The organism is Streptomyces sp. NPDC045431, assembly GCF_040646655.1.
In the GTDB taxonomy this organism is placed as follows: Bacteria; Actinomycetota; Actinomycetes; order Streptomycetales; family Streptomycetaceae; genus Streptomyces.
On the sequence record NZ_JBEZAQ010000002.1, the window covers coordinates 445,611 to 469,643 of the forward strand.

The 24,033-nt window shown below is 73.1% G+C and carries 23 protein-coding genes; 14 read left to right on the forward strand and 9 right to left on the reverse strand.

Annotated elements, in window-relative coordinates; translation table 11 throughout:
* Positions 1–28 precede the first annotated feature (28 nt).
* Together AB0A69_RS06480 and AB0A69_RS06485 are read right to left on the reverse strand one after the other, a co-directional pair.
* Positions 29–1,276: a hypothetical protein gene (locus AB0A69_RS06480; RefSeq protein ID WP_361415978.1), complete on the reverse strand. Its 1,248-nt coding sequence runs from the start codon at positions 1,274–1,276 to the stop codon at positions 29–31.
* Positions 1,266–2,708 (reverse strand): glycosyltransferase, encoded by a 1,443-nt coding sequence (locus AB0A69_RS06485; RefSeq protein WP_361415980.1) that lies wholly within the window; start codon positions 2,706–2,708, stop codon positions 1,266–1,268. Before AB0A69_RS06485 ends, AB0A69_RS06480 begins: the two co-directional genes overlap by 11 nt.
* A gap of 608 nt (positions 2,709–3,316) precedes the next feature.
* Between AB0A69_RS06485 and AB0A69_RS06490 the strand changes: the two genes are divergently transcribed.
* Both AB0A69_RS06490 and AB0A69_RS06495 read left to right on the forward strand, forming a co-directional pair.
* Positions 3,317–4,453 carry a dihydrofolate reductase family protein gene (locus AB0A69_RS06490; protein WP_361415982.1) on the forward strand — a complete coding sequence of 379 codons (1,137 nt, stop codon included), beginning with the start codon at positions 3,317–3,319 and terminating at the stop codon, positions 4,451–4,453.
* A 10-nt stretch (positions 4,454–4,463) separates the two neighbouring features.
* Complete coding sequence (locus tag AB0A69_RS06495) at positions 4,464–5,204, forward strand: formylglycine-generating enzyme family protein (RefSeq protein ID WP_361415984.1); 741 nt, start codon at positions 4,464–4,466, stop codon at positions 5,202–5,204.
* Here the strand turns inward: AB0A69_RS06495 and AB0A69_RS06500 are convergent.
* Positions 5,144–5,890 carry a DsbA family protein gene (locus AB0A69_RS06500; RefSeq protein ID WP_361415986.1) on the reverse strand — a complete coding sequence of 249 codons (747 nt, stop codon included), beginning with the start codon at positions 5,888–5,890 and terminating at the stop codon, positions 5,144–5,146. The genes AB0A69_RS06495 and AB0A69_RS06500 overlap by 61 nt on opposite strands.
* A gap of 2 nt (positions 5,891–5,892) precedes the next feature.
* Positions 5,893–7,053 carry an acyltransferase gene (locus tag AB0A69_RS06505; protein WP_361415988.1) on the reverse strand — a complete coding sequence of 387 codons (1,161 nt, stop codon included), beginning with the start codon at positions 7,051–7,053 and terminating at the stop codon, positions 5,893–5,895.
* A gap of 309 nt (positions 7,054–7,362) precedes the next feature.
* Here AB0A69_RS06505 and AB0A69_RS06510 point away from each other — a divergent pair, with 309 nt between their 5' ends.
* Both AB0A69_RS06510 and AB0A69_RS06515 read left to right on the forward strand, forming a co-directional pair.
* Entirely contained in the window at positions 7,363–8,601 is a 1,239-nt protein-coding gene (locus tag AB0A69_RS06510) for a transposase (RefSeq protein ID WP_361415990.1), read from the forward strand.
* A gap of 174 nt (positions 8,602–8,775) precedes the next feature.
* Positions 8,776–9,216 (forward strand): DUF6086 family protein, encoded by a 441-nt coding sequence (locus tag AB0A69_RS06515; protein WP_361415992.1) that lies wholly within the window; start codon positions 8,776–8,778, stop codon positions 9,214–9,216.
* Between the two features lie 62 nt (positions 9,217–9,278).
* On the opposite strand, the gene AB0A69_RS06520 is transcribed toward AB0A69_RS06515, so the two are convergent.
* On the reverse strand, positions 9,279–9,569 hold the full coding sequence (locus AB0A69_RS06520) for a hypothetical protein (protein WP_361415994.1): 291 nt from the start codon (positions 9,567–9,569) through the stop codon (positions 9,279–9,281).
* A 129-nt stretch (positions 9,570–9,698) separates the two neighbouring features.
* Positions 9,699–10,670, reverse strand: a complete 972-nt coding sequence (locus tag AB0A69_RS06525) for a ScbA/BarX family gamma-butyrolactone biosynthesis protein (RefSeq protein WP_361415996.1) — start codon at positions 10,668–10,670, stop codon at positions 9,699–9,701.
* A 219-nt stretch (positions 10,671–10,889) separates the two neighbouring features.
* On the opposite strand from AB0A69_RS06525, the gene AB0A69_RS06530 reads away from it, so the two are divergent.
* From AB0A69_RS06530 to AB0A69_RS06540, 3 genes are all read left to right on the forward strand, one after another.
* The gene (locus tag AB0A69_RS06530; protein WP_355353314.1) at positions 10,890–11,513 is read left to right on the forward strand and encodes a ScbR family autoregulator-binding transcription factor; all 624 of its coding nucleotides are present in this window, start codon (positions 10,890–10,892) and stop codon (positions 11,511–11,513) included.
* Positions 11,510–12,442, forward strand: coding sequence for an NAD(P)H-binding protein (locus AB0A69_RS06535; protein WP_361415999.1), 933 nt, complete (start codon positions 11,510–11,512; stop codon positions 12,440–12,442). Before AB0A69_RS06530 ends, AB0A69_RS06535 begins: the two co-directional genes overlap by 4 nt.
* A 94-nt stretch (positions 12,443–12,536) precedes the next feature.
* Positions 12,537–13,313, forward strand: a complete 777-nt coding sequence (locus tag AB0A69_RS06540; RefSeq protein WP_361416001.1) for an SDR family oxidoreductase — start codon at positions 12,537–12,539, stop codon at positions 13,311–13,313.
* An 86-nt stretch (positions 13,314–13,399) separates the two neighbouring features.
* Here the strand turns inward: AB0A69_RS06540 and AB0A69_RS06545 are convergent, their stop codons facing one another.
* Positions 13,400–14,860, reverse strand: coding sequence for an amidase (locus AB0A69_RS06545; RefSeq protein WP_361416003.1), 1,461 nt, complete (start codon positions 14,858–14,860; stop codon positions 13,400–13,402).
* Positions 14,861–15,199: 339 nt separating this feature from the next.
* Positions 15,200–15,793, reverse strand: coding sequence for a TetR/AcrR family transcriptional regulator (locus AB0A69_RS06550; RefSeq protein ID WP_361416005.1), 594 nt, complete (start codon positions 15,791–15,793; stop codon positions 15,200–15,202).
* Between the two features lie 107 nt (positions 15,794–15,900).
* Here AB0A69_RS06550 and AB0A69_RS06555 point away from each other — a divergent pair, with 107 nt between their 5' ends.
* From AB0A69_RS06555 to AB0A69_RS06585, 7 genes are all read left to right on the forward strand, one after another.
* The gene (locus AB0A69_RS06555) at positions 15,901–17,598 is read left to right on the forward strand and encodes a CocE/NonD family hydrolase (RefSeq protein WP_361416007.1); all 1,698 of its coding nucleotides are present in this window, start codon (positions 15,901–15,903) and stop codon (positions 17,596–17,598) included.
* A 79-nt stretch (positions 17,599–17,677) separates the two neighbouring features.
* Positions 17,678–19,381: an ABC transporter substrate-binding protein gene (locus AB0A69_RS06560; RefSeq protein ID WP_361416009.1), complete on the forward strand. Its 1,704-nt coding sequence runs from the start codon at positions 17,678–17,680 to the stop codon at positions 19,379–19,381.
* Positions 19,378–20,328: an ABC transporter permease gene (locus AB0A69_RS06565; RefSeq protein WP_361416011.1), complete on the forward strand. Its 951-nt coding sequence runs from the start codon at positions 19,378–19,380 to the stop codon at positions 20,326–20,328. The genes AB0A69_RS06560 and AB0A69_RS06565 overlap by 4 nt, the downstream gene beginning before the upstream one ends.
* The gene (locus AB0A69_RS06570; RefSeq protein WP_361416013.1) at positions 20,325–21,200 is read left to right on the forward strand and encodes an ABC transporter permease; all 876 of its coding nucleotides are present in this window, start codon (positions 20,325–20,327) and stop codon (positions 21,198–21,200) included. The genes AB0A69_RS06565 and AB0A69_RS06570 overlap by 4 nt, the downstream gene beginning before the upstream one ends.
* Positions 21,197–22,237 carry an ABC transporter ATP-binding protein gene (locus AB0A69_RS06575; RefSeq protein ID WP_361416015.1) on the forward strand — a complete coding sequence of 347 codons (1,041 nt, stop codon included), beginning with the start codon at positions 21,197–21,199 and terminating at the stop codon, positions 22,235–22,237. Before AB0A69_RS06570 ends, AB0A69_RS06575 begins: the two co-directional genes overlap by 4 nt.
* The gene (locus tag AB0A69_RS06580) at positions 22,230–23,060 is read left to right on the forward strand and encodes an ATP-binding cassette domain-containing protein (RefSeq protein WP_361416017.1); all 831 of its coding nucleotides are present in this window, start codon (positions 22,230–22,232) and stop codon (positions 23,058–23,060) included. The genes AB0A69_RS06575 and AB0A69_RS06580 overlap by 8 nt, the downstream gene beginning before the upstream one ends.
* Positions 23,057–23,515, forward strand: coding sequence for a DUF3237 domain-containing protein (locus tag AB0A69_RS06585; protein WP_361416019.1), 459 nt, complete (start codon positions 23,057–23,059; stop codon positions 23,513–23,515). The genes AB0A69_RS06580 and AB0A69_RS06585 overlap by 4 nt, the downstream gene beginning before the upstream one ends.
* Here AB0A69_RS06585 and AB0A69_RS06590 read toward each other — a convergent pair.
* Positions 23,500–23,940 carry a MarR family transcriptional regulator gene (locus AB0A69_RS06590; RefSeq protein ID WP_361416838.1) on the reverse strand — a complete coding sequence of 147 codons (441 nt, stop codon included), beginning with the start codon at positions 23,938–23,940 and terminating at the stop codon, positions 23,500–23,502. The genes AB0A69_RS06585 and AB0A69_RS06590 overlap by 16 nt on opposite strands.
* Positions 23,941–24,033 lie beyond the last annotated feature (93 nt).

Consider the following 24,033-nt stretch of genomic DNA (forward strand, 5'->3'; position numbering starts at 1 on the left):
GTGCTGGTCGTGTGGGGGAACCGGCCTGTTACGCCGCGTCCGCGAGCCGTGGGTCCTGCCAGATGCGCTCGGCCGGGGGAAGGGCGGCCCGCCGTTCGGCCGGGACCGGGCGCGGTGGTCCGTAGGTGCGGTGGTCGTCGAGTCCGGCGGCGAACCCGTGCTCGGCGAGGGTCGTCAGCCGGGCCGCGTGCCGCTCGGTCCACAGCCGCTGCTCGGCGGGGAGCGCCGTGCCGCCGAGGACCAGGCTGCGCAGCGCGACCCGGACGAGCCTGGGGGGCGGCACCATGTGGCCGGAGCCGGTGTGGGCGCCCAACAGGTAGGCGCAGTACCACAGTTCCTCGCAGAGCCGGAGCATGCTGTCGGGCGCCTGCAGGTCCCGGCGGGCCTTCTCCCAGTGGGCGAGGCCGCGCCCGGTCATGCCGGTTTCGTCGAGGTAGGCCCGCAGGGAGATGAAGCGCGGCTCGTCTTCCAGGGGATCGGGGCCGGTAAGGACGATGTGGGCGCGTCCGCGGAGCCGGTGGACGAGCACCTCGGGCAGGCGGGCCGGGCCGCTGTCCGCGGGGCGGTCGCGGTCCCGGTCGCGCTCCCGCTCGCCGGGCGGGGCGCCGGGCGGGGCGCCGGCCCGGTCGTGTACGTCGTCGGCGAAGCAGGCGGAGTGCCGGGGCCCGTAGCGGTCGTTGCCGACGAGGCTCGGCTGCCCGGTGTGCTCGACGAGGTGCGGTACGGAGATCAGCACGCGCCGGCCGCGTGCGCGCAGTACCCGGGCGAGGGCCACGTCGTCGGGTTCGGGCTCCGCGTGGTCGGGGTGCGTGGCGGACAGCAGGGCCTCCACGTCCCGTCTCGGCAGGAGCAGGGCGAGGGTCGGCACCCACTCCCCCGGTACGGCGGGTACCCAGCGTGCGCCGCCGAGGGCGGCGGCGCGGGTCGCCGCGCCGTTCCACGAGTCCCAGTTCGCGTAGAAGGCGAGCGGTGTGTCGGGGTGTTCGCGGGCCGCGGACTCGACGCGCTCGGTGAAGTCGCGGCACAGCTCCACGTCGTCCTGGAGCACCAGGTGGTGGGTGGCGCCGGGGCGGATGGCGGCCCAGGCCGCCCACGCGGTGCGCAGGGTCGTCGGCGGGCCGTCGGGGCGCGGGTCGAGGGCGAGCCGGGTGTGCCAGCCGCCTAACGCCTCCGCGAGGCGTGCCGCTTCCGCCTGCCGGCGGGGGTGGGTCATCACGGCGGCGCTGATGACGACGCCGGGGGCCGCGGGCTCGACGGGGACGGCGTCACCGGCCATGCGGGCGCTCCTCCCGTAAGGCGGCACCGGATGCGGCGGCCTCGGCTTCCGACACCTCGGGTGCCGGGTCCGCGGCTTTCGCGGCCCCGGCCCCGGAGACCCGGGGTGCCGCGTCCAGGGTCTCGGCGGCCTTGGCGGGCCGACCTGCGGCGGCCTCCGCATCGGAGGCCCCAGGTGCCGCGCCCGGGGCTTCCGCGGTCACGGAGGGCCGACCTGCGGCAGCCTCCGCGTCGGAAGCCCCGGGTGCCGCAGCAGGTACTTCCGCCGCCCCGGCTCCGGAGGCCCCGGGTGCCGCAGCAGGTACTTCCGCCGCCCCGGCTTCGGAGACCTCGCGGACGCTGTGCCAGCCGCGGTCACCCCTCGCCCACTCCCAGAGCGCGCGGTACACCGCCACCGACCCGAGGACGTGCCAGGGCACGACCAGGAACCACGCCGTCCCGTCCGCCCGGTCGCGGTACTCGGGGCTGCGCCGCGCCCCGAGCACGCACAGCGCGTCCGCGACGAGCAGTCCGGCGGCCGCCTTGCGGGCGCGTGGTGAGGCCACGGCGGCGGCGAGGAGGACCGGCATGGCGGCCCGGGCGGCCATGCCTCCCACGCTGACGGCGCCCAGCACCCGGCCCCGCGCGGAGAGCGTCGGCCAGTTCACGGCGACGGCCCGCAGCTGCCCGCGCGCCCAGCGCGCCCGCTGCCGCAGCGCGGCGCCGGTGTGCTCGGTGGAGCTGACGCCGGACGGCGTACGCACGAAGCCGGTGCGGACGCCTTGGCTCATCAGCTCCAGCGACCAGTGGTAGGACTCCTCCACGTCGTCCTCGCGAACGGGACGCACCCGGTCCCAGGTGGACGCCCAGGCGTAGACGGAGCTTCCCGCGACCACGTGCACGCCGGCGACCCGGGCCAGGCCGCGCACGGAGGCGTGCCAGACGGCGTCCTCGGCGGCTCTGACCCGGGCGGTGAGCCCCTGCCCGCGCTCGCTGACCTCCTCGGCCTGGACCAGCGCGTAGCCCTGCTCCAACGCCCATAGGGCTTCGGCGGGTTGCCGGGGCCCGGGGACGACGTCGGCGTCGACGACGGCGATCACGTCCCCGTCGGCGTACGGGAAGGCGTGGTTGAGCGCGGCCCCCTTGGGCCGCATGCTCGGCAGTCGCAGGATCCGCCAGTCGAGGTCCGGACGGTCCGCGGCGGCCCGGGCCCGGGTGGCCCGTTCGGCGTCCTGGTCGCCGTCGGGTCCGTCCTCCACGAGCCACAGCACCTGGAGCAGCTCCGGAGGGTAGTCCAGGGCGGCCACGGCGCGGGCCGAGCGCGTCAGGGTGGCCTCGGTCTCTCGGTAGAAGGGCATCAGCAGGGTCAGGCGCCGGGAGGGCCGCCACTGCGGCGGAAGTCCGTCCGCCGCGTACGGGATGACCGGCCAGGTGGGGACCAGAATGTCGGTCATATGCGCTCTGAGGTCGGGTTTTCGAGCAGAGCCCGTGATATCCGCATGGCCGGGATCCGAGAGTCGGCGGGAGAGCTTCTGCGCGAGCGGAGTACGTGTGGCACTTTCATTCCCTTCAGGCAGGAGAAAAGCGCGTCACCGGCAGATGAATAAGCAACGGCGAGTCACGGTCACCGGCAGTGGTCCACGAATAGGCGAAGATCACCCCCAGCACCTCGGCAAGCCAACACCACAGCTCAACGGTCTGTCAACCATGATCATCGACATAATTACCGGTTCAACTAAACAGGTTGACAGCCCAGTTGGATGCTCATAGCGTGACCGGCCACCGCAGGATTCCGCTCACCAGGGAGTCACCGTGGAGACGTCGGATGGCAGCCCGGATAAATATGAAACGAAGCTTCGTAAGGCTTTTACAGAAACCCTTTAAAAAGAGGGTTACTTGCCTGCCGTGAGCCTCGACGAGGTGCATTCACCGCAACGCAACGCGGGGTGGGACTTCTACGCCTCGCCTTTTGCGGCAGCGGTGAGTGCACCGGCGCACTCCGGCACGACACCGGCGGTGTGACGAAGTTCCGCGACCGACCGATGCGAAGGAGCCGCGTACCGTGTCCATGCCCCATGTCCTGCTGTCGGCCGCGGTGTCGCTGGACGGCTGCCTCGACACCCGCCCGGGCGAGGACCGGCTCCTCCTGTCCAGCGAGGAGGACTTCCGGCGGGTGGACGCCGAGCGCGCCTCCAGCGACGCCGTGCTGGTCGGAGCGGGGACGCTGCGCGCCGACAACCCCCGCCTGCGCGTGCGGTCGCGCGCCCCGCACGCGTACCCCCTGAAGGTCACCGTCACCCGGAGCGGCGCTCTCGATCCCGCCTGGCGGTTCTGGCACCACGGCGGACGCAAGGCGGTGTACGCGGTGGGTGCCCGCGCGCACGCCAGGGCCGTGGCCGCCGTCGGCGACCTCGCCGAGGTGTACGAGGTGACCGAGGTGGCCGGGGACGAGAACGCCGCCTGGGAGGCCGTTCTGCGGCACCTCCGCACGCTCGGCGTGCGACGCCTGATGGTCGAGGGCGGCGGGCAGGTCCACACCCAGCTGCTCCAGCGCGGCTTGGCGGACGAGCTGCAACTCGCCGTCGCGCCCCTGCTGGTGGGACAGCGCGACGCGCCGCGCATGCTGGGTCCCGGCACGTATCCGGGCGGACCCCTGCACCGTCTCACCCTCGTCGAGACCCGGCCGGTCGGCGATGTGGTCCTGCTCCGGTACGCGTTGAGCCGGCGCCCCGGCGCCGACGGCCGGGCGACCGCGGCGGACTCGGCCTGGCTCGCCGAGGCCTGCCGACTGGCCGCCGCGTGCCCGCCGTCGCGGACCGCGTTCTCCGTCGGCGCGATCGTCGTCGCCGCCGACGGGGAGGAGCTGGCCCGAGGCCACTCCCGTGAGGGCGGTGACCCGCACGTCCACGCCGAGGAGTCCGCGCTCGCCAAGCCGGCCGGGGACCCGCGGCTGCGCGGGGCGACCGTCTACAGCAGCCTGGAACCCTGCGGCCGGCGCGCGTCGCGCCCTCGCCCGTGCGCCCGGTGGATCATCGACTCGGGGGTACGGAGGGTGGTGACCGCCTGGCGCGAGCCGGACACGTTCGTCGCCGCGGCCGCCGGCGCGGAACTGCTCCAGGCGTCCGGCGTGACCGTGGTGGAGATCCCGCGGTACGCCGACGCCGCGATGAGCCCCAACGCGCACCTGCTGTCGAGCTGAGGAGGGACGGGTGGAAGACGTGTACGACGTGGACTGGGTCGAGGTCCCGGCCGGGTTCCTGTACCGGGGCACGCCGACGGAGGAGGTGGCGGAGGTCGCCCACCGCTTCCGTGACACCGGTGTGCCGGTGGAGTGGTACCGGAAGGAAGCCCCGCGTACGGAGATCCGGGTCCCGGCGTTCCGGATCGCCCGTACGCCCGTCACGGTCGGCCAGTGGACGCGCTTCGCGGTGGCCACCGGTAGGCCGGTCCCGCAGGCGCCGGCGGACCACCCCGTCATCGGGGTCCCGTGGGACGAGGCGACGGCCTACTGCCGATGGCTCGGGGAACGGCTCGGCGGCCTCGCGGTGCGGCTGCCCACCGAGGACGAGTGGGAGCGCGCCGCGCGCGGGGACGACGGCCGGGAGTTCCCGTGGGGGAACGAGTACCGCACCGGTCTGGCCAACCTCGTGGACCTGGGCGTCGGGGCGACCGTGCCGGTCGGCTCGTTCCCCGAGGGTGCCAGTCCGTTCGGCGTGCTGGACATGGCGGGTAACGCCGACGAGTGGACCTCCACCCTCTACGCCCCTTACCCGGGCGCCCCCGACGACGTACCGAGGACCGAGGACTGGGCCTTCGACCCGCACGTCACGCGGGGCGGGTCCTTCCGCCACGACCGGGACCTGGCCCGGTGCGCCCGCCGGCACGGTGTCTACGAACGGGACCTGGCGGCGCTCGGCGTGGGATTCCGCGTGGCGGCACCCGCGGAGTGACGGGAGCCGCCCACGGCCGGGCGGAGCTCCGCCAGGACCTCCCGCACACGGTCCGCCCGGGGGACGCCCTCCGTGCGCCAGGTGCCGATGGTCAGTGTCGGCACCGTGTGGATGCGGTGGGTGCGCCGGGCGTCGTCCTGCTCGCGCAGGTACTGCTCGGCGGTCGCCTCGGAGGTGACGAACGCGCGGAACTCGCGTGCGTCGAGCCCGACGTCGCCCGCCAGGTCCGCCAGCAGTCCCGCGTCCGCGATGTCCAGGTGCTCCAGGAAGTGGGCGTCGAAGACGCGGTCGCTGTAGGCGAGGCCGGCGCCGTGCCGCTCCGCGTAACGGTGGCCGCGCAGTGCGAGGCCCGTACGCGGCAGGGGCAGCGAGGGGGCGGAGCCGAGCCGGACGCCGAGCCGTTCGGCCATGGGGAGGACGGAGTTCTCCCAGACCCGCTCGGGGTAGTCGCCCTCACCGGGCGGCGGGGTGCCCTCCGGATGCAGCTCGTAGGCGCGCCATACGGTCCGGACGTCCGGATCGGTGAGGGCGTCGGCGAGCACCTTGCGGGTCATCACGGAGAACGGGCATATGTAGTCGAACCACACGTCGATCGTCGTCACCCCCGCGGTCGCCGTCGCACTCGCGGTCGCCGTCGCACTCGTCGCCATGGTCGTATTCGTCGTACTCGTCGTACTCGTCGTCATCGTCATGAGCCTCCGTCATGAGGCGGGCCGGACCGTCCGGCCCGTGGAGCGTGAGGGGGTGGCGGCGGTCCGGCCGCCCGGGCGGCGCCCATGCGGCGGGTGAGCGGCCGCTCGAAGAACGTGTACAGCAGCCAGGACAGCCCCAGCGTCACCACGAGCCCCAGGAGCAGCACCCCGACGCCCGCCGGGGTGTCCCAGGACCGGTCCGCGCCGAGGACCCGGTGCCCGTACATCTGCACCAGCCGGTGCGACAGGTAGAAGGCGAAGGAGAGTTCGCCGAGGCGGACGAGGAGACGCGTACGGAACGGTGAAACGTTTCCGCGCAGGTCCGCGGCGGCCGCGGCGGTGACGAGCCAGGCGAGCGGCACGACGGTCGCCGCCACCATGCCGTACGCGAACGGCACCACGAGCGCGACGCCGTAACCGGCCACCACCGCGGCACCCGCGAGCGGCAGCCCGGGGCCGCGCCACCGCCCGGCCCCCAGGATCCGCGCCATGACCATGCCGAGCACGAACTCCAGGGCGCGTACGGGCGGGAACGCGAACACGAACCAGTAGTGCTCCTCCGAGATCGCCAGCCACCACATGTCGGGCCCGGCGGGCACCACGGCGGAGGCAAGGGCGGGGACGCAGAGGACGGCGAGCACGAGTCCCGCCGCCCACCACCACAGGCGGGCCGGACGGATCGCGTCCACCAGCCGCAGCAGGGCGGGGAAGGCGAGGTAGAAGACCGCCTCGCAGGCGAGGGACCAGCTGACCGGATTGGCGCTGAGGATCACGTCGACGTCCGGCGTCCAGGTCTGGACGAGCAGCAGGTTGCGCACGGCCCCGGGCACCGCCTGCCCGGTCCAGACCAGAAGGGCGACGGCGGCCGTGAAGGTCAGCACGTGGTTCGGGTAGATCTTCCACGCGCGCCGCCGCCAGAAGCGGCGTGCGGTGTCGTCCGGGCGTGCCGACCAGGTGAGCAGGAAGCCGCTGAGGACGAAGAAGAAGGAGACGCCGACCCAGCCGGCCTTGGAGAACAGCAGGGCGAAGGCGGCGTTGGTCCCGGGGTCGCGGAAGACGTTCTCGTACGTGGCGTGGAAGAGGAAGACGAGCAGCGCGGCGGCGAACCGCATCCCGGTCAGGGACGGCAGCCGCCGGCCACCGCGAAGGCCGTCCACGGCCGCACACTTCGCGCCAACGGAGCGCGCGGCGGCGGACCGTGTGCTCGCGTCTCGTACGTGAACCGCCACAGCACTCCCTCCCCTTGTCCGTGCGGCCAGCCTGCGGTCCCGCCCTTGGCCGGGACAACGCCGACTTGCACAAGAAGCGACGAGTTCCAGCCCTCAACCGCCGTTCCCCGGACGGGACTTCCGAAAGTCGTCGCCGACCGGTGAACCCCCTTGGAAAATACAGAACGTTCTCTATTCTTTTACGAGTGAGGTGTCCTCTCACGCCGTCCGTCCGAACCAGTCGAGGGGGAACGCATCGTGGCTGCGCACGGCATCACGGAGTTACGGGGACCGGCCGAACCGGCCCCGCTCGCCGCCTACGCCGACTACGCCGACTACGCCGAGGAGCTCTTCGGCCATCTGCCGCGCGCGGACCAGCGCAGGTGGGCCCAGGCCTACCTGCAGGGACTGCTCACCACGCCCGGCAAGAAGTCGGTCCGGCGGCTGGCCGCCGCCGTCTCCACCTCACCCACGGCCTCGCAGTCGCTGCAGCAGTTCATCAACGCCAGCCCCTGGGAGTGGGAACCCGCCCGGGGCGAGCTGATGCGCTGGGTCGAGGAACGCGCCCCGGTCCGGGCCTGGACCGTCGCCCCGGCGGTGCTGCCGAAGCGGGGCGACCACTCGGTCGGGGTGCACCGCCGCTTCGTGCCGTCGGCCGGGCGTACCGTCAACTGCCAGGTGGCGCTGGGGCTGTTCCTCTCCGTCCCGGGGCACAACGTCCCCGTCGACTGGCGCCTGTTCCTGCCCGACCACTGGGCCGACGACACGGGGCTGCGGCGGCGCACCCGCATCCCGGACGGCGTGCGGCACCGGCCCCTGTGGGCGGACACGCTGGACCTGGTGGGGGCCGCGGCCGCGCGCACCTCGCTGGCCGCGGTCCCGGTGGTGGCGGACATGACGGAGCTGCCGAGCGCCGCCCCGCTGGTCTCCGGACTCTCGCAGCGGGGGTACGACTTCCTCGTCGCCGTGCCCGACGGCATGCAGGTGATCGCGGACGGGCACCTCAAGGCCCAGCCCGCCGCGCACGCGGCTGCGGCGGCCTCGACGCTCAGCGCCCGGTCCTTCCTGGCCATGAGCAGCCGGCGGCACCCGCACACGGCCACCGTGACGGCCTCCGACGGCCGGCAGCGGATGCTCCGGATCGTCTCCGGCCTGGTACGGGTGCCCGGCGTCCGCACGGGCACCGGCGCACCGCACCGCACCTACCGGCTCTTCGCGGAGTGGCAGGCGGACGAGCAGCGGCCGTCGGTCGTGTGGCTGACCAGTATGGTGCAGACGCGCATGAGCGACCTGCTGACGCTGACCCGGCTGCGCGCGGGCAGCGCCGCGACGGTCCACTCCCTGCGCGAGCACCTGGGGCTGCTGGACTTCGAGGGCCGGTCGTTCCCGGGCTGGCACCACCACATGACGCTCGTCTCGGCCGCGTACGCCTACAGCCGCCTGGCCGGGCTCGCCCAGCGCTCCGAGCCACTCGGCCTGACCAGACGCACCGCCTGACCCCACCCCATCGGGAGGAGCCCTCGGCCGCCGCATCCCTCCTGCGGCGGCCGAGGGCTCGGGGCGCACGGCCGGCACGGCTCCTGGCCGCGCTCGTCGTCGCCGTCAATTCAGACGACGCCGATGATCCGGCTGGATACGCTGACCTGCCCTGACCAGCTGAAAGGCGCCGTGATGAGCCAGTACTTCGACGTGGGCGACGAGACCCTGTGGAACCCGTCCAATGGGGCTTCCCGCATGTTCCAGCGCCATGTAGCACTGTTCGAAGCGGAGCTGGAGCTCCCCTCGGGCATCGGGCCGATGGAGAACGACGAGTGCCAGATAGACCCGGACACCTTCGAGACCTTCGTCAACGCCCTTCTGGCGGAGCACAGAAGGATGAGCCACGGCGTCTGGCTGGCTCTCTGCGAAGGCTTCGTCGCCACCGTGCTGGTCCTGGCGGAGCGCGCCGGGATCACGGTGGACTGGGCGCGGCACGGAGCCACTCCCCAGGCGCCGTTCCAAGACGTGCAGGTCTCCCCCGCCACGGGGATGTCCGCTCCGGCGGAGGGCGACGCCTGGGCTGCCGGCCTGCGCGAGAGGGCACGGGAGCTGGGACGACGCATGGCCCGCTGATGACCACCGTCCGGCCGGGCCCGAAGGCGCGGCTGCCCGGCTGATCGGGCCACCGGCAGGGCTCAGCAGACCCGGACCCCGTCGATCAGATTGTTCCAGGAGGTGTTCGCGAGGCTGTCCTCCGTGTGGTACGCGTGGCTGTCGAACTTGTAGACCCAAGAGCCCTGCCAGTTGTAGAACAGGGCCCGCGTGCCGGAGGTCTGGTTGTTCTTGTACGAGGTGAGGCGGTCGCTGAAGCCGTAGTCCTTCAGGTCTACGTCGACTCGCCCGACTGCGTGGCCCGGTCGTCCGGGCGCTGTGCTTCCCGTCGTCAGAGCACCCGGCGGGGCCGCTCGTGCGACCTGGGTCTCCACCCGAGTGATCCGCGAACCAACGACGAATCGCCGGCGAGGAAGACACGCGCCGGTGAGAGCGGGCAAGCCACCGGGCCCGCCCGCTCACCGACCGCCCGCATAGCGGGAACCGGCCTCCCGTCCGGCGCCTCAGCGAGGGGCGACCGTCTCCGTCGTCACCGTCGCGGAGAAGGCCACCTGATCCTCCTGCCAGGCAGTCACCTTCGTCCGCTGACGGCCCTGCTCGTCGTGGCGCTCCGGGGCGTCCGGTTCGGCGGTGATCCAGCACGGGGAGTCGAACTCGACGTACCGGAAGAAGGCGATGTCCATGCCGGTGGGCAGCACCCGGCGGGCGGGGTCGAGTGCCTGGGTGGCCTGGCGGGCGGCTTCCAGCAGGAGCATCCCGGGCGCGTGGTCCACCGGGTGGTCGAAGAGCACCGGGTGAGCGGTGTCCGTGCGCAGCCGCCAGCCCCGGTCCACGTCGGGCGCGGACAGCACCACGTCCTGCGGCCGGTCACGGCCCACGAGGGCCGGAGGCACCGGCGGTGCGGGGGCGAGGGCGCTCGCGAGGACCTCGTCCAGGTCGGCACGGCCCGCGCGCAGCCGCTGGTAGACCGCCGGGGTGTAGCAGCCGAAGCGGGTCTCGGCGGTGGCCAGCGGCATGCCGTCGCGCGAGATGTCGAAGTTCATGGTCACGGCGGCCAGCTGGCCGCCGCGGCGCCTGATGTCGGAGGCGGTGACGGTTAATTCGAGCTCGGCGGGCACGAACTGCACGGCCAGTGCCGCGGGGTCGAGCGTGTAGCGGAAGAAGTCCCAGCTGAGCCGGGTTCCGAAGGGGACGTCGTACGCCGCGTGCGACAGGAGGGGCAGGGTCTGGCGGATGGTCTCGCTCAGCAGGAGCGGGTCCTGCGTCCCCTCCTGCGTCAGGTAGAAGCTGTGCTGGCGGGGCCACTGGGCGGTGACGGTGAAGCAGTCGGGCCCGATCGGTCGCCAGCCGGTGAGGAACACCTCGGCTATGGCCGCGCGGTGCACGTACTCCCTCGGAACGGCGTAGGTCAGCGTGGGCGTGAGCACGGGAGTGGACGCGCTGGGCGCGACCGGCTGCCGGGTGGTGTGAGACATGCGGAACCTTCCCCCTGATGTCCGATGTGTGTGACAGACCGTCCTGTACGGCGATGTCGTGCCCGCACGCTCATAAAATAGAGAGTGTTCTTTTTGTTTGTCGAGGGAAACCGTGAGAACTTTCGCCAACCGCAGGTCAGCGCAGGGATGTTCGGGCTGTCGTCCCACATGGCGAGCAGATACCATAGAGAGCGTTCTCTACGTTTAAAGGGAGGGTGCATGCCACGGACGAAGCAGGAACGGGCCGTTCGGACCCGCGAGGCGATCCTGCGCGCGGCCGCCGAGGTCCTCGACGAGTACGGCTTCGCCGGCGCCAGCATCACCAAGATCGCGGAACGGGCCGGCGCCACCACCGGGGCCATGTACTTCCACTTCAAGTCCAAGGAGGGGCTGGCGCTCGCGGTGATGAACGCCCAGCCCGACACCATCGTCCCGATGCTCCGCTCCCGCGGCCTGCAACGACTGGTGGACATCACCCTGCTGTGGTCGTGGCAGATCCAGCAGGACCCGATGCTGCGGGCCGCCGTGCGGCTGGCCGTGGAACAGGGCGCCTTCGGGATGCGCGACGACACGTCGTACCGCACGTGGGTCCGCATCATGACGGACTGCCTGCTCGAAGCACGGCACGACGGCGAGCTCCGGGATTCCGTGGACCCGGTGGAGGTGGCCGAGTTCGTCGTGGGCGCCTGTACCGGCATCCAGCTCTACTCCCAGCTCGTGAGCGGACGGGCCGACCTGCCCCAGCGCACCGTGGGCATGTGGCGCAACCTCCTCCCCGGGATCGCCGTTCCCTCCGTCGCGGAGCGGATCGTGCTCGACGCCGACCGCGCGAGGCCGGCGTGAGCGCCCCCACCCGCGGCGGACTCCGCACGGCACCGCGCGCGGCCGAGTCGGAACGGAACGACGACAAACGACCGGCCATCGTGGTCACCGGCGCCAGTGGCACCGTGGGCCACACGGTCTCCGCCCTGCTGGCACCCCGCCACCGGGTGCGCGCCCTCACCCGGGACCCGGCCCGGGCCGCCCGCCGGGGACTCGCGGGCGACATCGTCGGCGCCGACTTCGCCGACCGGGCGTCCCTGGCCCGGGCCTGCCGGGGAGCGGACGCGCTGCTCCTCGTCACCAGCGACCCGCTCCGGCCCGACCACGAGGACAACGTGCTCGCCGCGGCCGAGGCCGGCGGCGTACGGCACATCGTGAAGGTGTCCGCGCTCGCCGTGACGGATCCGGAGGCCCAGGACCTGGTGACCCGCTGGCAGCGCGAGAACGAGCAGCGATTACGCGCCACGGGCATGGAGTGGACCCTGCTGCGCCCGCGCGCCTTCATGTCGAAGACGCGCGACTGGGCCCCGTCGATCGCCCGGGAGTCGGTGGTACGGGCGCTGCACGGCGACTCGCGTATCGCCTGCGTCGATCCGCGGGACATCTCCGAGGCGGCGGCGCGCGTGCTGAGCCGGCCCGGGCCACACGCGGGACGGGCGTACTCCCTCACGGGTCCGGTCGCGATCTCCGCCCGGGAGCAGTGCGCGGAACTGGCCTCCGCGGTCGGCAGACCGCTGGACTTCGTCGAGCTGACCCCCGAGGAGGCCCGCGACGCCTGGCGGCGGCGCTACCCCGAGCCTCTGGTGCGGGCCCTGCTGGAGATGAGCGACCGTCAGGCGGCGGGCGGCAAGGCCGTGGTGGCCGACGGGGTCGCGAGGCTGCTCGGCCGGACGCCCGCGTCCTTCCGGACCTGGGCGCGGGACCACGTAGGCCACTTCCTGGCCGCGTAACCGGCCGTTCGTCGCGCAGCTCACGGGCCGCGGTGTACGTGAGGATGTCGTAACCGTCGCGTGGTCACGGCACCCGAGCAAGTTGAATGGGTGCATGACAACAACCACTCACTTACTGCTCACCGACAAGGTCATCATGGTCACCGGCGCGTCCAGCGGCATCGGCGCGGCCGCCGCCCGGCTGTTCGCGGCGGAGGGCGCGGCGGTCGTCCTGGTCGCCCGCCGCGAGGAACGGCTGCGGGCCCTGGAGAAGGAGATCGCCGACAGCGGTGGCAGGGCGACGGCGGCGCCCGCCGACGTGACACGGCCGGACGAGGTCGAGCGCGCGGTGGCTCTGGCGGTGGACACGTACGGCGGCCTGGACGGCGCCTTCAACAACGCCGGCTGGGCGACGGTCGGAACGGAGCTGCACGAGACCGACGACACGGTCTTCCAGCAGATCATGGACGTCAACGTCCGGGGCGTGTGGAACTGCATGCGCCACCAGATCCCGGTCCTGCTCCGCTCGCCCTCCGGCGGCGCCATCGTCAACACCTCCAGCGTCGCCGGCGTCCTCGCCACCGGTGCCGTCGCCCCGTACGTCGCCGCCAAGCACGCGGTCATCGGCCTCACCCGGGCGGCGGCCGCCGAGTACGGGCAGCGCGGCCTGCGGGTGAACGCGCTGGTGGTCGGCAACACCCTCACCGAGCTGATGGACGAGGTGCTGGAGGAGACGCCGGGGCTGGAGGAACGCTTCCTCGCCCGCCCCATCCAGAAGCGGATGGCCGCCCCCTCCGAGGTGGCCGAGGCCGCCGCCTGGCTGTGCAGCGACCGCTCCTCGTTCGTGACGGGGGCGGCGGTGCCGGTGGACGGCGGCTGGACGGCCGCGTGAACCGGACACTCACCTGAGACCCACGGTCCTCCTGAGGCCCGCCGCCCCGGAACGGCCCGGGCGGCGGGCCTCACCCCCGGCCGCCGCTACGCCCAGAGGCTGACCGCCGGCGCCCGGTCCTCGACGGCCTGAGCGGCGTCGAGGACGAGCTCCTCCTCGAAGCGGCCGCCGATGAGCTGGGCGCCGACGGGGAGGCCGCCGTCGAGGCCGACGGGCACTGTGACGGCGGGAAAGCCCAGCACGGGTACGGCCGTCATCGGCCACATCGCGGTGAAGAGCCGTCCGGCGCGCGCCTCTTCGGCGAGGTCGGCGTCCTGCTCGAAGGGCGGCTCCGCGCAGACCGGGGTGAGCAGAAGCCGGTCGGAGCCGAGGAACTCCTGGAGCCGGGTGACGAGCGTGGCACGGCGGGCCCAGCCGTTGATGTAGGTCTCCAGGCCGGGGCGCTCGCCCCAGGTGACGGCCGCGGCCGCGAAGTGCCCGGCCAGCGCCGTACGGATCGCCTCGTCGCCGACCTGCTCGACCAGGGGCAGCATGGGGCGCAGGTCCTCGGTGATCAGCAGCGACCACAGGCGCGCCGCCTCGGCGAGCAGCGGCATGCCGTCCAGCTCCTCGACCTTGTAGCCGGCGTCGCTCAGCCGCGCGGCGGCGCCGCTCACCGCCCGGTCGACGGCGGGGTGGTTGTCGACGGTGCCGATGCTGTGGACCACGGACACCGTGACGGCGCCGGCGGCCGTGCCCGCCCGCTCGGGGAGCGCCGGGACACCGTGCGGGTGGCGTACGTCCGGGGTGGTCATCGCCCGCAGGGCCAGCCGGGCGTCGGCCACGGTGCGGGCGAGCGGACCCTGCACGGCGCAGGCGTGGACGGTGGGCGGGAAGTCCAGTTCGACGGGCCCGTCGGCGGTGTCGGCGAAGGCGGGCGGGGCCCAGTCGGAGACCCGGCCGACGGTGGGGCGTACGCCCACGACTCCGCAGCAGGCGGCGGGGAAGCGGATGGACCCGCCGATGTCGTTGCCCTGGGCGAGAGGCGTCATGCCGGCGGCGAGGCTGCTGGAGGCGCCGCCGCTGGAGCCGCCCGGGGTGCGGCCGTGGTCCCAGGGGTTGAGCGTGCGGCCGTGCAGGTCGTTGGTGGTGAACCAACGGAGGGAGAAGGCCGGGGAGTTGCTGCGGCCGAGCGGGATGGCCCCGGACCGGCGCAGGGCGGTGACGCAGGCCGCGTCGCCCTCGGCGGGCCGGTGGGCGAAGGCGGCCACGCCGTTGGTGGTGGCGTACCCCCGCTGCTCCGTGTTGACCTTGATCGACACCGGTACGCCGTGGAGCGGGCCGAGGTCCGCGCCCGCGGCCACCGCTTCGTCGGCGCGGCGGGCGTCGGCCAGCGCTTCGTCGGGTCGTACGTCCACCAGGGCGTTGAGCCGGGGGTTGGTCTCCTCGATGCGGGCGAGGCACGAGCGCACCACCTCGACGGCGGAGACCTCGCGGGCCCGGATGGCGGCGGCGAGGTCGGTGGCGGTGCACTGCCACAACTCGGTGGGGTGGGCTGCATTTCCCATGGACACCTCGTGGAGGGAGAGCCCCCGGGCGCGGCAGGGCGCCGGGCGGGGACGGAGAAGAGGGAGGAGCGGAGAGGAGCGGGCGGAGAGGAACGGACGGAGAGCAGCCGGCGGCAAGGAGCTGGCGGCGAGGATAGAAGCGTCACGCGCGTCGTGATCCGTGATCCGTTGATCCGTTGATCCGTTGATCCGCGCATCTGCCGATGCGCGATGTGCCGATGTGCCGATGGGGGCCGCTCCACGACAGCGACGACAGCGACGACAAACACCGTCATACAACGGCGTTGTACATCGGGGCCAGCCTGCTGCCGACCACCCGGCGCTGTCAACCCTCAGGCCTTACTCCCCACCGGAGGGCCGCTCCCGCGACAGCAGGTCGATCAGCGCCAGCGCGACCCGCGTTCCCCGCTCGCGGGTCCAGGTGTCGGGGTCCTCCAGGGTGGACAGCCAGTAGCCCCGGAAGAGCAGGTGCAGGATGTCGGCGCTCAGCGCCGCGTCGGGAAGTCCCGCCTCGGCGACGAGGGCACCCATCTCGTCGCGGCCGCGCCGGGCGGTGGCGCGCCGCAGCTCCTCGACGTCCGCGCCGGCGCCGGGGCCTGCGCTGGCGATCTCCATCAGCAGGCGGCGCAGCACCTCGTCGTCGCGCTCGGTGGTGCACATCCAGCGGGCGACGGCCTGGAGCCGCTCCGGCCCCGTGAGACCTTCGAGCACCTCCTCCATCTCCCCCGCCCAGTCCCTCTCGGCACGCCGCAGGGCGTTGATCATGAGCGCGGAGCGGCTGGACACGTAGTTCGTGACCATGGCCGTCGATCCACCGAGCTGCGCGGCCACGGCGCGGATGGTGACGGAGCGGACACCCCGCTCGCGCGCGACCTGGATGGTGGCGTCGGCGATCTCGTCAAGCCGCCTCGCCTCGTCTACCTCAATCGGCATGTCGCAGACCTTAACTCAGGGGGTTGACCCGCTTATCCGGAGCTGCAATGTTGTCATACAACGCCGTTACATGACGCTGTTGTTTCTCAATTCCTGGAGAACACCGCATGCCCCTCCCCTACGAGCGGATCGGCCCCGCCCCCGTCCCCGACCAGGCCCGGCAGCACCGGGTCCGGATGCGCGACGGGGTCCGGCTGGCCACGGACGTCTACCTCCCCGAGGCCACGGACGACGCCGGGGCTCCCGCCGTCCTCATCCGCCTCCCCTACGACAAGAACAGCCGCTACGTCTACGCCGACCGGATCGCCGCCCGGTTCACCGCCCGCGGCTACGCGGTCGTCGTCCAGGACGTACGCGGCAAGTTCCGCTCCGGCGGCCGGACCCTGCCGTTCCTGCGCGAGTCCGAGGACGGTTACGACACCCTCGACTGGATCGTCCGACAGCCCTGGTCGGACGGGGTCGTGGGCATGTTCGGCGACTCCTACTACGGCTTCACGCAGTGGGCCGCGGTCGCCGCCGAGCACCCGGCGCTGCGCGCCGTCGTGCCCCGGGTCACGACGGTGGACTTCAACGCGACCTCACAGTCCGACCCGCTCGACGGGGCCGCGGTCGGCCGACCCGTCTGGCTGGAGGGCATCGAGTACTACGCCCACTACTGGGTCGACGACGGCGCGTACGACTACGAACCGGACCGCTCGCTGCGCCCGGTCATCGAGCAGTACGAGCAGGCGTTCCGGGCGATCGGCGCGCGCTCCGCGTGGTTCGACACGCTCGCGCCCCGCTACACCAATCTGTTCCCGGCCTTCGGACGCCACCCCTTCGACGCGCGGCCCGTGCCGGTGCTGCACTGCGTCGGCTGGTTCGACAACATCGTGATCCCGCACCTGCGCGACTACCTGGAGCTGGCCTCCCGGCCGGGCTGGGACGCCGTGCAGTACCTGTGGGCCGGCGCGGTCGACCACGAGAACTACCACCTCGACCTGGCGCCGGTCGCCGAGGAGGACGACCACGCCGTCAGCGACGCGGCCCTCGCGCGCATGCTGCCGGCCTACGTCGACCCGGCCCTCGACTTCTTCGACGTGTTCCTCAAGGGGGTCCGCCCGGTCTCCTCCCTCTCCAAGGTGGTCTGGGAGCTCGGCCACGCCGGCCGGCGCACGTCCACCGCCTGGCCTCCGGCCGAGTCCGCCGAGCGCGTCCTCTGGCTGGGCGACCCCGCCGACGCGGCGGGCCCGCTGCCGGGCGCCCCGCTGATGACGGAGCCCGCCGCCGAGCAGCGGAGCACCCGGTGGCGCCACGACCCCGAGGCGCTCGTACCGTCGCTGGTGCCCAACTCCTTCGCCTTCCTCCAGACGTACCCCGATGTGGCGCCCGTCGCCGCGCGCGAGGACGTCCTCGCCTTCAGCGGACCGGTGCTGTCCGAGCCGCTCGACCTGGCCGGTCCGATCGGCCTGGACCTCCATGTGACCAGCACCGCCCCGGTGTTCGACCTCTACGCCAAGGTGCTCGACGTCTCCCCCGACGGCCGGGCTCACCTGATCGCGCGCGGACAGGTGTCGGTACGCGGCCCGCTGGCGCCCGACGAGGTGCACATCGACCTGGGCCACACCGGTTACCGCGTACGGCCCGGGCACCGGCTCGCGCTGATCGTGACGAGCAGCGACTACCCCATGTTCCTGCCGTCCTCGGGGACGGACGAGAACCCGTGGACCACGGTCGCCGCGAAGCCGAGCACGCAGACCCTGCGCACCGGCGGGGCGTGCCCGTCGCGCCTGACCGTCACGGTCCTTCCCCCACGGGCCGACTGACCCCCGTTCGTTCACGCCCCCACTGAAGGATTCCCCGAAGGACCGTCAGAGCCACGCAGTCCCCGATCAGGAGCACCTCATGCCCGCTCCCAGAACCACTCCTCCCAGAACCGCCGTCACCCTCGCCGCCGCCCTGTCCGCGCTGGTGACGCTCTCCGCCTGTACGTCGGGCGCCGGCAGCCCCTCCGGCCCGTCGACGAGCGCCCCGAAGCTGACCGCCACCACACCCGCCGCCACCGGCGCACTCGACCAGGTCACCTGGAACCTCCCCATGGGCGAACCCACCACCCTCGACCCGGCCAAGGTCGGTGACTACTCGCCCAGCACCGTGGTGTCCAACCTCTGCGACCCGCTGCTGAGGCTGAGGGCCGACTACTCCCTCGCGCCGGGCCTCGCCACCTCCTGGAACCGCCCGGACCCGAAGACCCTCGTCCTCAACCTCCGCGAGGGCGTGCGGTTCTGGAACGGCACGCCGATGACCGCGGACGATGTCGTCGCGAGCCTGCTGCGGCAGCGGGACCCCGCCACGCAGAGCGTCAACATCGCCGTCATGGCCGGTGTCACGTCGATCACGGCCACCGGTACCCACCAGGTGACGGTACGTTTCAGAGCGCCGGACCAGCTGTTCCCGAAGTACCTGGCCAACGGCTTCGGGGCGGTCAGCGAGGCCGCCTACCTGCGGAAGGCCGGCTCCTCCTACGGCACCGCCAAGGGCGGCCTGATGTGCACGGGCCCCTTCCGGCTCACGAGCTGGAGGTCCGGGGAGTCCATCACCGCCCTGCGCAACGGTGCCTACTGGGACGCGGCGCTGCGGCCGAAGGCCGAGAAGCTCACCTTCCGGTTCATCACCGACAGCTCCACGCTCACCAGCGCCCTGCTGTCCGGGCAGATCGACGGCAGTTACGAGCTCCCCTCCACCGTCGCCAAGGCGCTGCGCTCCTCGCGTACCGGCACCGTCTACTACGGCCCGTCCGCCCAGACCGTCTTCCTCTACCCGACCGGCACGGCCTCGCCGCTCGCCGACCGCCGCATCGCGGACGCGCTGTCCCTGGTGCTCGACCGCGACGCCCTGATCAGGAACGTCTACGACGGTGCCGCCCAGAAGCCGAAGACCTTCATCCCGTCCCTGGTGTGGAAGAACAGCGAGGCCGCGGACGTCTACGCCAAGGCCCATGACGCGCTGCCCGCCCTGCCCGCCGTCGACGAGGCGCGGGCCAGGAAGCTGGTCGAGCAGGCCGCTCCCCGGCAGCGCACCCTCACCGTCGCCATGGGCGCGGGCGACCAGCAGTCCCTCCAGATCCTCACCTTCCTCCAGGCCGCGGCCAAGCGGATCGGTCTGGAGGTCGTCATCAAGCAGCTCCAGCCGACGCAGATGTCGGGCCTGTTCTACGACCCGTCCGCCCGCGAGGGCCTGGACGCCACCATGGTGCTGGGCTACGTCGAGATCCCGGACCCCCTGAGTTACGCGGAGATGCTCACGGCGCCCGAATCCCCGCTGAACTGGACGCGGTACCGCAACGCCGAGGTGACCGCGCTGCTGCGGCAGGCCAAGGCGACGCTCGACCCCGGCCGGTCGGCGGCGCTCTTCACACGGGCCCAGGCGCTGTACGCCCAGGACCTGTCCCTCGTGCCCCTCGCCTGGCCCCACGAGCGGATGTTCCTCAACAAGCGCCTCAGCGGCGCCCCCGCGTCCTTCGCCTACATCAACATGCCGTGGGCGGCCCACCTGGGCGGCACCGGCGACAGCGGCACCGGCAGCCGCACCGGCGAGGCCGGCTCATGATCTGGCGGTTCGTCGTCCGCCGTGCGGCGATGCTGGTGGTGACCGCGCTCGTCGCCGGACTCGCCCTCCACGGCGCGCTGTTCCTCTCCCCCGGCGACCCCGCCACCCTCCTCATCGGCGGGGGCAAGCCGCCGAGCCCCGAACTGCTGGCGCGGATCCACCGCGAGTACCACCTCGACGACCCCTTCGTGGAGAGCTACTGGCGCTGGCTGAGCGGCATGCTCCAGGGCGACGCCGGCCAGTCCCTGACGTACAAGGACTCCGTCACCCACCTGATCGCCGACCGCATCGGCAACACTCTGTTCCTGGTGGCGTACGCCGCCGTCCTGATCATCGTGCCCGGTGTGCTGCTGGGCACGCTGGCCGCCCTGCGCGGCGGGTGGGCCGGCACGCTCGTGACCGTGGTGACCACCGCCCTCATGGCGGTGCCCACGTTCGTCATGTCCGTCCTGCTGATCTGGTGGCTCTCGGTGCGGCTGGGCTGGTTCCCGGCATACGGCGCCGGCGCCGGGCTCGGCGGGCGGATCGAGCACCTCACCCTGCCCGCGCTCGCGCTCGCCGCGTCCTGGCTCGCGTACGTCGCCCAGGTGACGCGCTCCGCCGTCCGCGCCGAACTGGTCGCGGAACACGTCCAGACGGCGCGCAGCCGGGGCGTTCCGGAACGCGTCGTCGTGCGCAAGCACGTGCTGCGCAACGCCTCCGGGCCGATCTTCTCGGTGTCGGGGGTGGCCGTCGCGGGCCTGATCGCCGGCTGCGCGATCGTCGAGCAGGCCTTCGGCGTCAACGGCATCGGTGCCCTGCTCATCCAGAGCGCCGCCAAACAGGACTTCGCGGTCGTCCAGGCGCTGGCCCTGATCGCCGTGGTCGTCTTCGTCGCGGTCAACACCCTGGTGGACGTGGTCACCGCCGCCCTGGACCACCGCGTTCCGCTGGGGGGCGACGCATGAGTACGTACCGACTGGCCGGGCTCACCGGGGGCGAGGGGCGGTTCGGCCGCGCCCGCGCCCTGGCCCGGGGCCGCGGTGTCCTGATCGCCGCCGGGTCGGTCGTCGTCCTGGTGGTCCTGGCCGCCGTGTGCGCGCCGCTCCTCGCGCCGTACGACCCCGACGCCGTGGACCCGTTCGCCGTGTACCAGGGCGGCTCGGCCGCCCACTGGCTCGGCACCGACGACACCGGGCGCGACATCCTCTCCCGGCTGCTGTACGGCGCCCGGCCCAGCCTGCTGGCGCCCGCCGTGGTCACGCTGGCGGCGGGGACGGCCGGCACCGCCCTGGCGGTGTCCGCCGCCTGGCTCGGCGGCTGGTACGACCGGCTGGTCTCCGGGCTGCTGGACCTGGTCTTCGGCTTCCCGGGGCTGGTCCTCGCCGTCGTCGCGGCCGCCGCCCTCGGGGCGGGCCTGGGCGTGGCGATGGCGACGCTCTCGCTGGCGTACCTGCCGTACATCGCCCGTACCGTGCGCGGCGCGGCGCTGCGCGAGTGCCGGATGCCGTACGTGTCCGCGCTGCGGATGCTCGGCATGTCCGGGTGGCGGATCTGCCTGCGCCATCTGGTGCCCAATCTGCTGCCGCTGGTCTTGGTGCAGTTGACGACCGCCTTCGGGTACGCCCTGCTCGACGTGGCCGCGTTCTCGTTCATCGGCCTGGGCACCCAGCCGCCGACCGCCGAGTGGGGGCTGATGGTCGCCAACGGCTCCACCGGGATCCTCGCCGGGCGGGCCGAGCAGTCGCTCTACGCCGGCCTGGTGATCGTGGTGTTCGTCGTCGCCTGCAACCTGCTCGGCAGCGGCCTGTCCCAACGCCTCCTGGGAGACGACCGATGACCGAGATCCCCGCTCCTCTCGAACCCTCCCTCCTGGAAGTGGACGGGCTGCACATCACCCTGCCGGTCAAGGGCGGCCGTCGTGGCACGGTGATCCACCGGGTCGACCTCACCGTGCCCGCCGGGTCCGCCGTGGGGCTGGTCGGCGAGTCCGGTTCCGGCAAGTCCCTCACCGCGCGTGCGGTGCTGCGGCTGCTGCCGCCGGGCGCCCGTACGGGCGGGGACATCCGCTTCGACGGCGTGTCCGTCCCTGCCATGGGCCCGGCGGCGCTGCGGGCGCTGCGCGGCAGGGACGTCGCCATGGTGTTCCAGGACCCGCGCGCCCACATCAATCCGGTGCGTACGGTCGGCGACTTCCTCACCGAGGGGCTGGTCACCACGCGGGGCGTACGTCCCCGGGCCGCCGAGGCGACCGTCACGGAGCTGCTGCGCGCGGTGGGCGTCGCCGACGCGCCGCGCAGGCTGCGGCAGCGCCCGTCGGAGCTGTCCGGCGGTCTGCTGCAGCGGGTGATGATCGCCGCCGCGCTGGCGGGCGAACCGCGGCTGCTGCTCGCCGACGAGCCGACGACCGCTCTCGATGTGACCACGCAGGCGGAGGTCATGGCCATCATCGAGGAGGCCCGCGCCGAGCGGGGCCTCGCGATGCTGTTCATCACCCACGACCTGGCCCTCGCCTCCGCCGTCTGCGACCGCATCGCGGTCATGTACGCGGGCACGGTGGTGGAGGAGCTGCCGGCCGAGCGCCTCCACACCCGGGCGAGTCACCCCTACACGCGGGCGCTGCTGGCCTCCCGCCCCGCTCCGGGGGCGGGCGCGCAGCCGCTGAAGGCCATCGCGGGCCGGCCGCTGTCGGCGTTCGAGGCGGGGCCGGGATGCGCCTTCGCGCCGCGCTGCCCCGACGTGCGGGAGGTGTGCCGGACCGAGCGCCCGCCGCTGCGGCCTGCGGGAGACGGCAGCGCCGCCTGCCACTTCCCGATCTTCCCGGACCAGCCGCACGCCGTGCCGTGCGCCGACGACAGGAGCACCGGCCATGTCTGAGCCCGCCCCCGCCTCGACCGAACCCCCCGCCCTGGAGGCGACCGGACTGCGCAAGGTGTACGGGGACTTCGTCGCCGTCGACGACGTCGGCCTGACCGTCCCGCCCGGCGGCGCCCTCGCCGTCGTCGGCGAGTCCGGGTCGGGCAAGACGACCACCGCCCGCATGATCGCCGGGCTGGAGACGCCGACCGCCGGGACCATCCGGCTGGGCGGCCTCGGCCGGCCCGGCCCCCGGGCGCGGACGGCCGAGCGCAGGCGCTTCGCCCGCGAGATCCAGATGGTCTTCCAGGACCCGTACGCCTCGCTCGACCGGCACCAGCGGGTCCGCGACTGCGTCGGGGAGGTCCTCGCGCTCCACACCGGGCTGCGCGGCTCCGCCCTGGACCGGAAGGTGGCCGAACAGCTGCGGGAGGTCGGCCTCGACGAGCGCCAGGCGGGCTCCCTGCCCCGCGCGCTCTCGGGCGGGCAGCGCCAGCGCGTGGCCCTCGCACGGGCGCTGGCGGTACAGCCCCGCGTGCTCGTCCTCGACGAGGCGGTCGCGGCGCTGGACGTCTCCGTGCAGGCGCAGATCCTCACGCTGCTGCGCAACATCCGCGAACGGACGCGGGTGGCCTACCTGTTCATCACCCATGACCTCGGTGTCGTGCGGCACGTCTGCGACGACGTCGTGGTGATGCGCCGGGGCCGCGTCGTCGAACGGGGCCCGGCCGCCTCCGTCCTGTCCGGCCCCCGGCACCCCTACACCCGTCATCTGCTCGACGCCGTGCCCCGGCCCGGCTGGAAGCCCACCCGCCGCACCGAACCCACTGGAGCATCCTCATGACGTCCGCCCCTTCCCTCACCTTCGTCTTCGAGATCCGCGCGGAGATCGCCGAGCACCTGCACATCGGCCACGGCGACGGCGAGCGCACCGAGTTCACGCCCATCACCGGCGGCAGCGTCCACGGGCCCCGCCTCACCGGAACCGTCCTGCCGGGTGGCGGCGACTGGTCCAGCACCCGGGGCGAGATCTTCCAGCTGGAGGCCCGCTACCTCATCCGCGCCGACGACGGCGCCGTCATCGACATCGTCAACCGCGGCTACTACCACGAGGGCGGCACGAGCCCGGAGCAGTACGACGGCGCGCTCATGGTCGCCCGGGCCGGCACGTACTTCCGTACCGCCCCGGTCTTCCGCACCGACGCGCCCGCGCACCGATGGCTCGCCGAGACGGTCTTCGTGGGTCTCGCCCGCGAGGAGGACGGCCACATCGTCATCCGCTGCTACAGCGTCGACTGACCATCCGGCCGGCCCTCGGTGACGCGCAGGAGCAGTTCGTGGAGCGCACGGCGCTGCTCCTCGTCGAGGGGGGCGAGGAGCCGCTCGGTGACGTGCGCCGCGTCGCGGTCGCTGTCCCGCAGCAGCTTCCGGCCCTCCTCCGTGAGGACGACGATCCGGTTGCGGCGGTCGCCCGGGTCCGGGCGCCGCTCGGTGAGGCCGAGGCGCTGGAGGTCGTCCACGAGGCCGACGATGGCGCTGGGGTCGTAGCCGAGCCGGCTGCTCAGTTCGCGCTGGCGGGCGCCCTCGACGGTGGCGAGGTAGCGCAGCAGCGCGTAGTGGCGCAGGCGGAGTCCGTGCTGTTCGAGGGCGCTGTTGAAGAGGCTGCCGGAGCGCAGGCCGAGCCGGTAGAGGAGGTAGCCGGTGTCGGCGTGCAGCGCGCGCATCCAGGGGGCGCCGGTGATGTCGTCGCTGATCGGGGGGCTCCTTCGGCAGCCGTGGTGACGCGGGGCCACGGGGACGTGGATCGGGCTCACGAT

Excerpts from the sequence above, each read along its gene's own strand:
- AB0A69_RS06480 (WP_361415978.1), bottom strand. The coding sequence starts at position 1,276 with ATGGCCGGTGACGCCGTCCCCGTCGAGCCCGCGGCCCCCGGCGTCGTC.
- AB0A69_RS06485 (WP_361415980.1), bottom strand. The coding sequence starts at position 2,708 with ATGACCGACATTCTGGTCCCCACCTGGCCGGTCATCCCGTACGCGGCG.
- AB0A69_RS06500 (WP_361415986.1), bottom strand. The coding sequence starts at position 5,890 with ATGACGACGAGTACGACGAGTACGACGAATACGACCATGGCGACGAGT.
- AB0A69_RS06515 (WP_361415992.1), top strand. The coding sequence starts at position 8,776 with ATGAGCCAGTACTTCGACGTGGGCGACGAGACCCTGTGGAACCCGTCC.
- AB0A69_RS06525 (WP_361415996.1), bottom strand. The coding sequence starts at position 10,670 with ATGTCTCACACCACCCGGCAGCCGGTCGCGCCCAGCGCGTCCACTCCC.
- AB0A69_RS06530 (WP_355353314.1), top strand. The coding sequence starts at position 10,890 with ATGCCACGGACGAAGCAGGAACGGGCCGTTCGGACCCGCGAGGCGATC.
- AB0A69_RS06540 (WP_361416001.1), top strand. The coding sequence starts at position 12,537 with ATGACAACAACCACTCACTTACTGCTCACCGACAAGGTCATCATGGTC.
- AB0A69_RS06545 (WP_361416003.1), bottom strand. The coding sequence starts at position 14,860 with ATGGGAAATGCAGCCCACCCCACCGAGTTGTGGCAGTGCACCGCCACC.
- AB0A69_RS06550 (WP_361416005.1), bottom strand. The coding sequence starts at position 15,793 with ATGCCGATTGAGGTAGACGAGGCGAGGCGGCTTGACGAGATCGCCGAC.
- AB0A69_RS06555 (WP_361416007.1), top strand. The coding sequence starts at position 15,901 with ATGCCCCTCCCCTACGAGCGGATCGGCCCCGCCCCCGTCCCCGACCAG.
- AB0A69_RS06560 (WP_361416009.1), top strand. The coding sequence starts at position 17,678 with ATGCCCGCTCCCAGAACCACTCCTCCCAGAACCGCCGTCACCCTCGCC.
- AB0A69_RS06565 (WP_361416011.1), top strand. The coding sequence starts at position 19,378 with ATGATCTGGCGGTTCGTCGTCCGCCGTGCGGCGATGCTGGTGGTGACC.
- AB0A69_RS06570 (WP_361416013.1), top strand. The coding sequence starts at position 20,325 with ATGAGTACGTACCGACTGGCCGGGCTCACCGGGGGCGAGGGGCGGTTC.
- AB0A69_RS06575 (WP_361416015.1), top strand. The coding sequence starts at position 21,197 with ATGACCGAGATCCCCGCTCCTCTCGAACCCTCCCTCCTGGAAGTGGAC.
- AB0A69_RS06580 (WP_361416017.1), top strand. The coding sequence starts at position 22,230 with ATGTCTGAGCCCGCCCCCGCCTCGACCGAACCCCCCGCCCTGGAGGCG.
- AB0A69_RS06585 (WP_361416019.1), top strand. The coding sequence starts at position 23,057 with ATGACGTCCGCCCCTTCCCTCACCTTCGTCTTCGAGATCCGCGCGGAG.
- AB0A69_RS06590 (WP_361416838.1), bottom strand. The coding sequence starts at position 23,940 with ATGCGCGCGCTGCACGCCGACACCGGCTACCTCCTCTACCGGCTCGGC.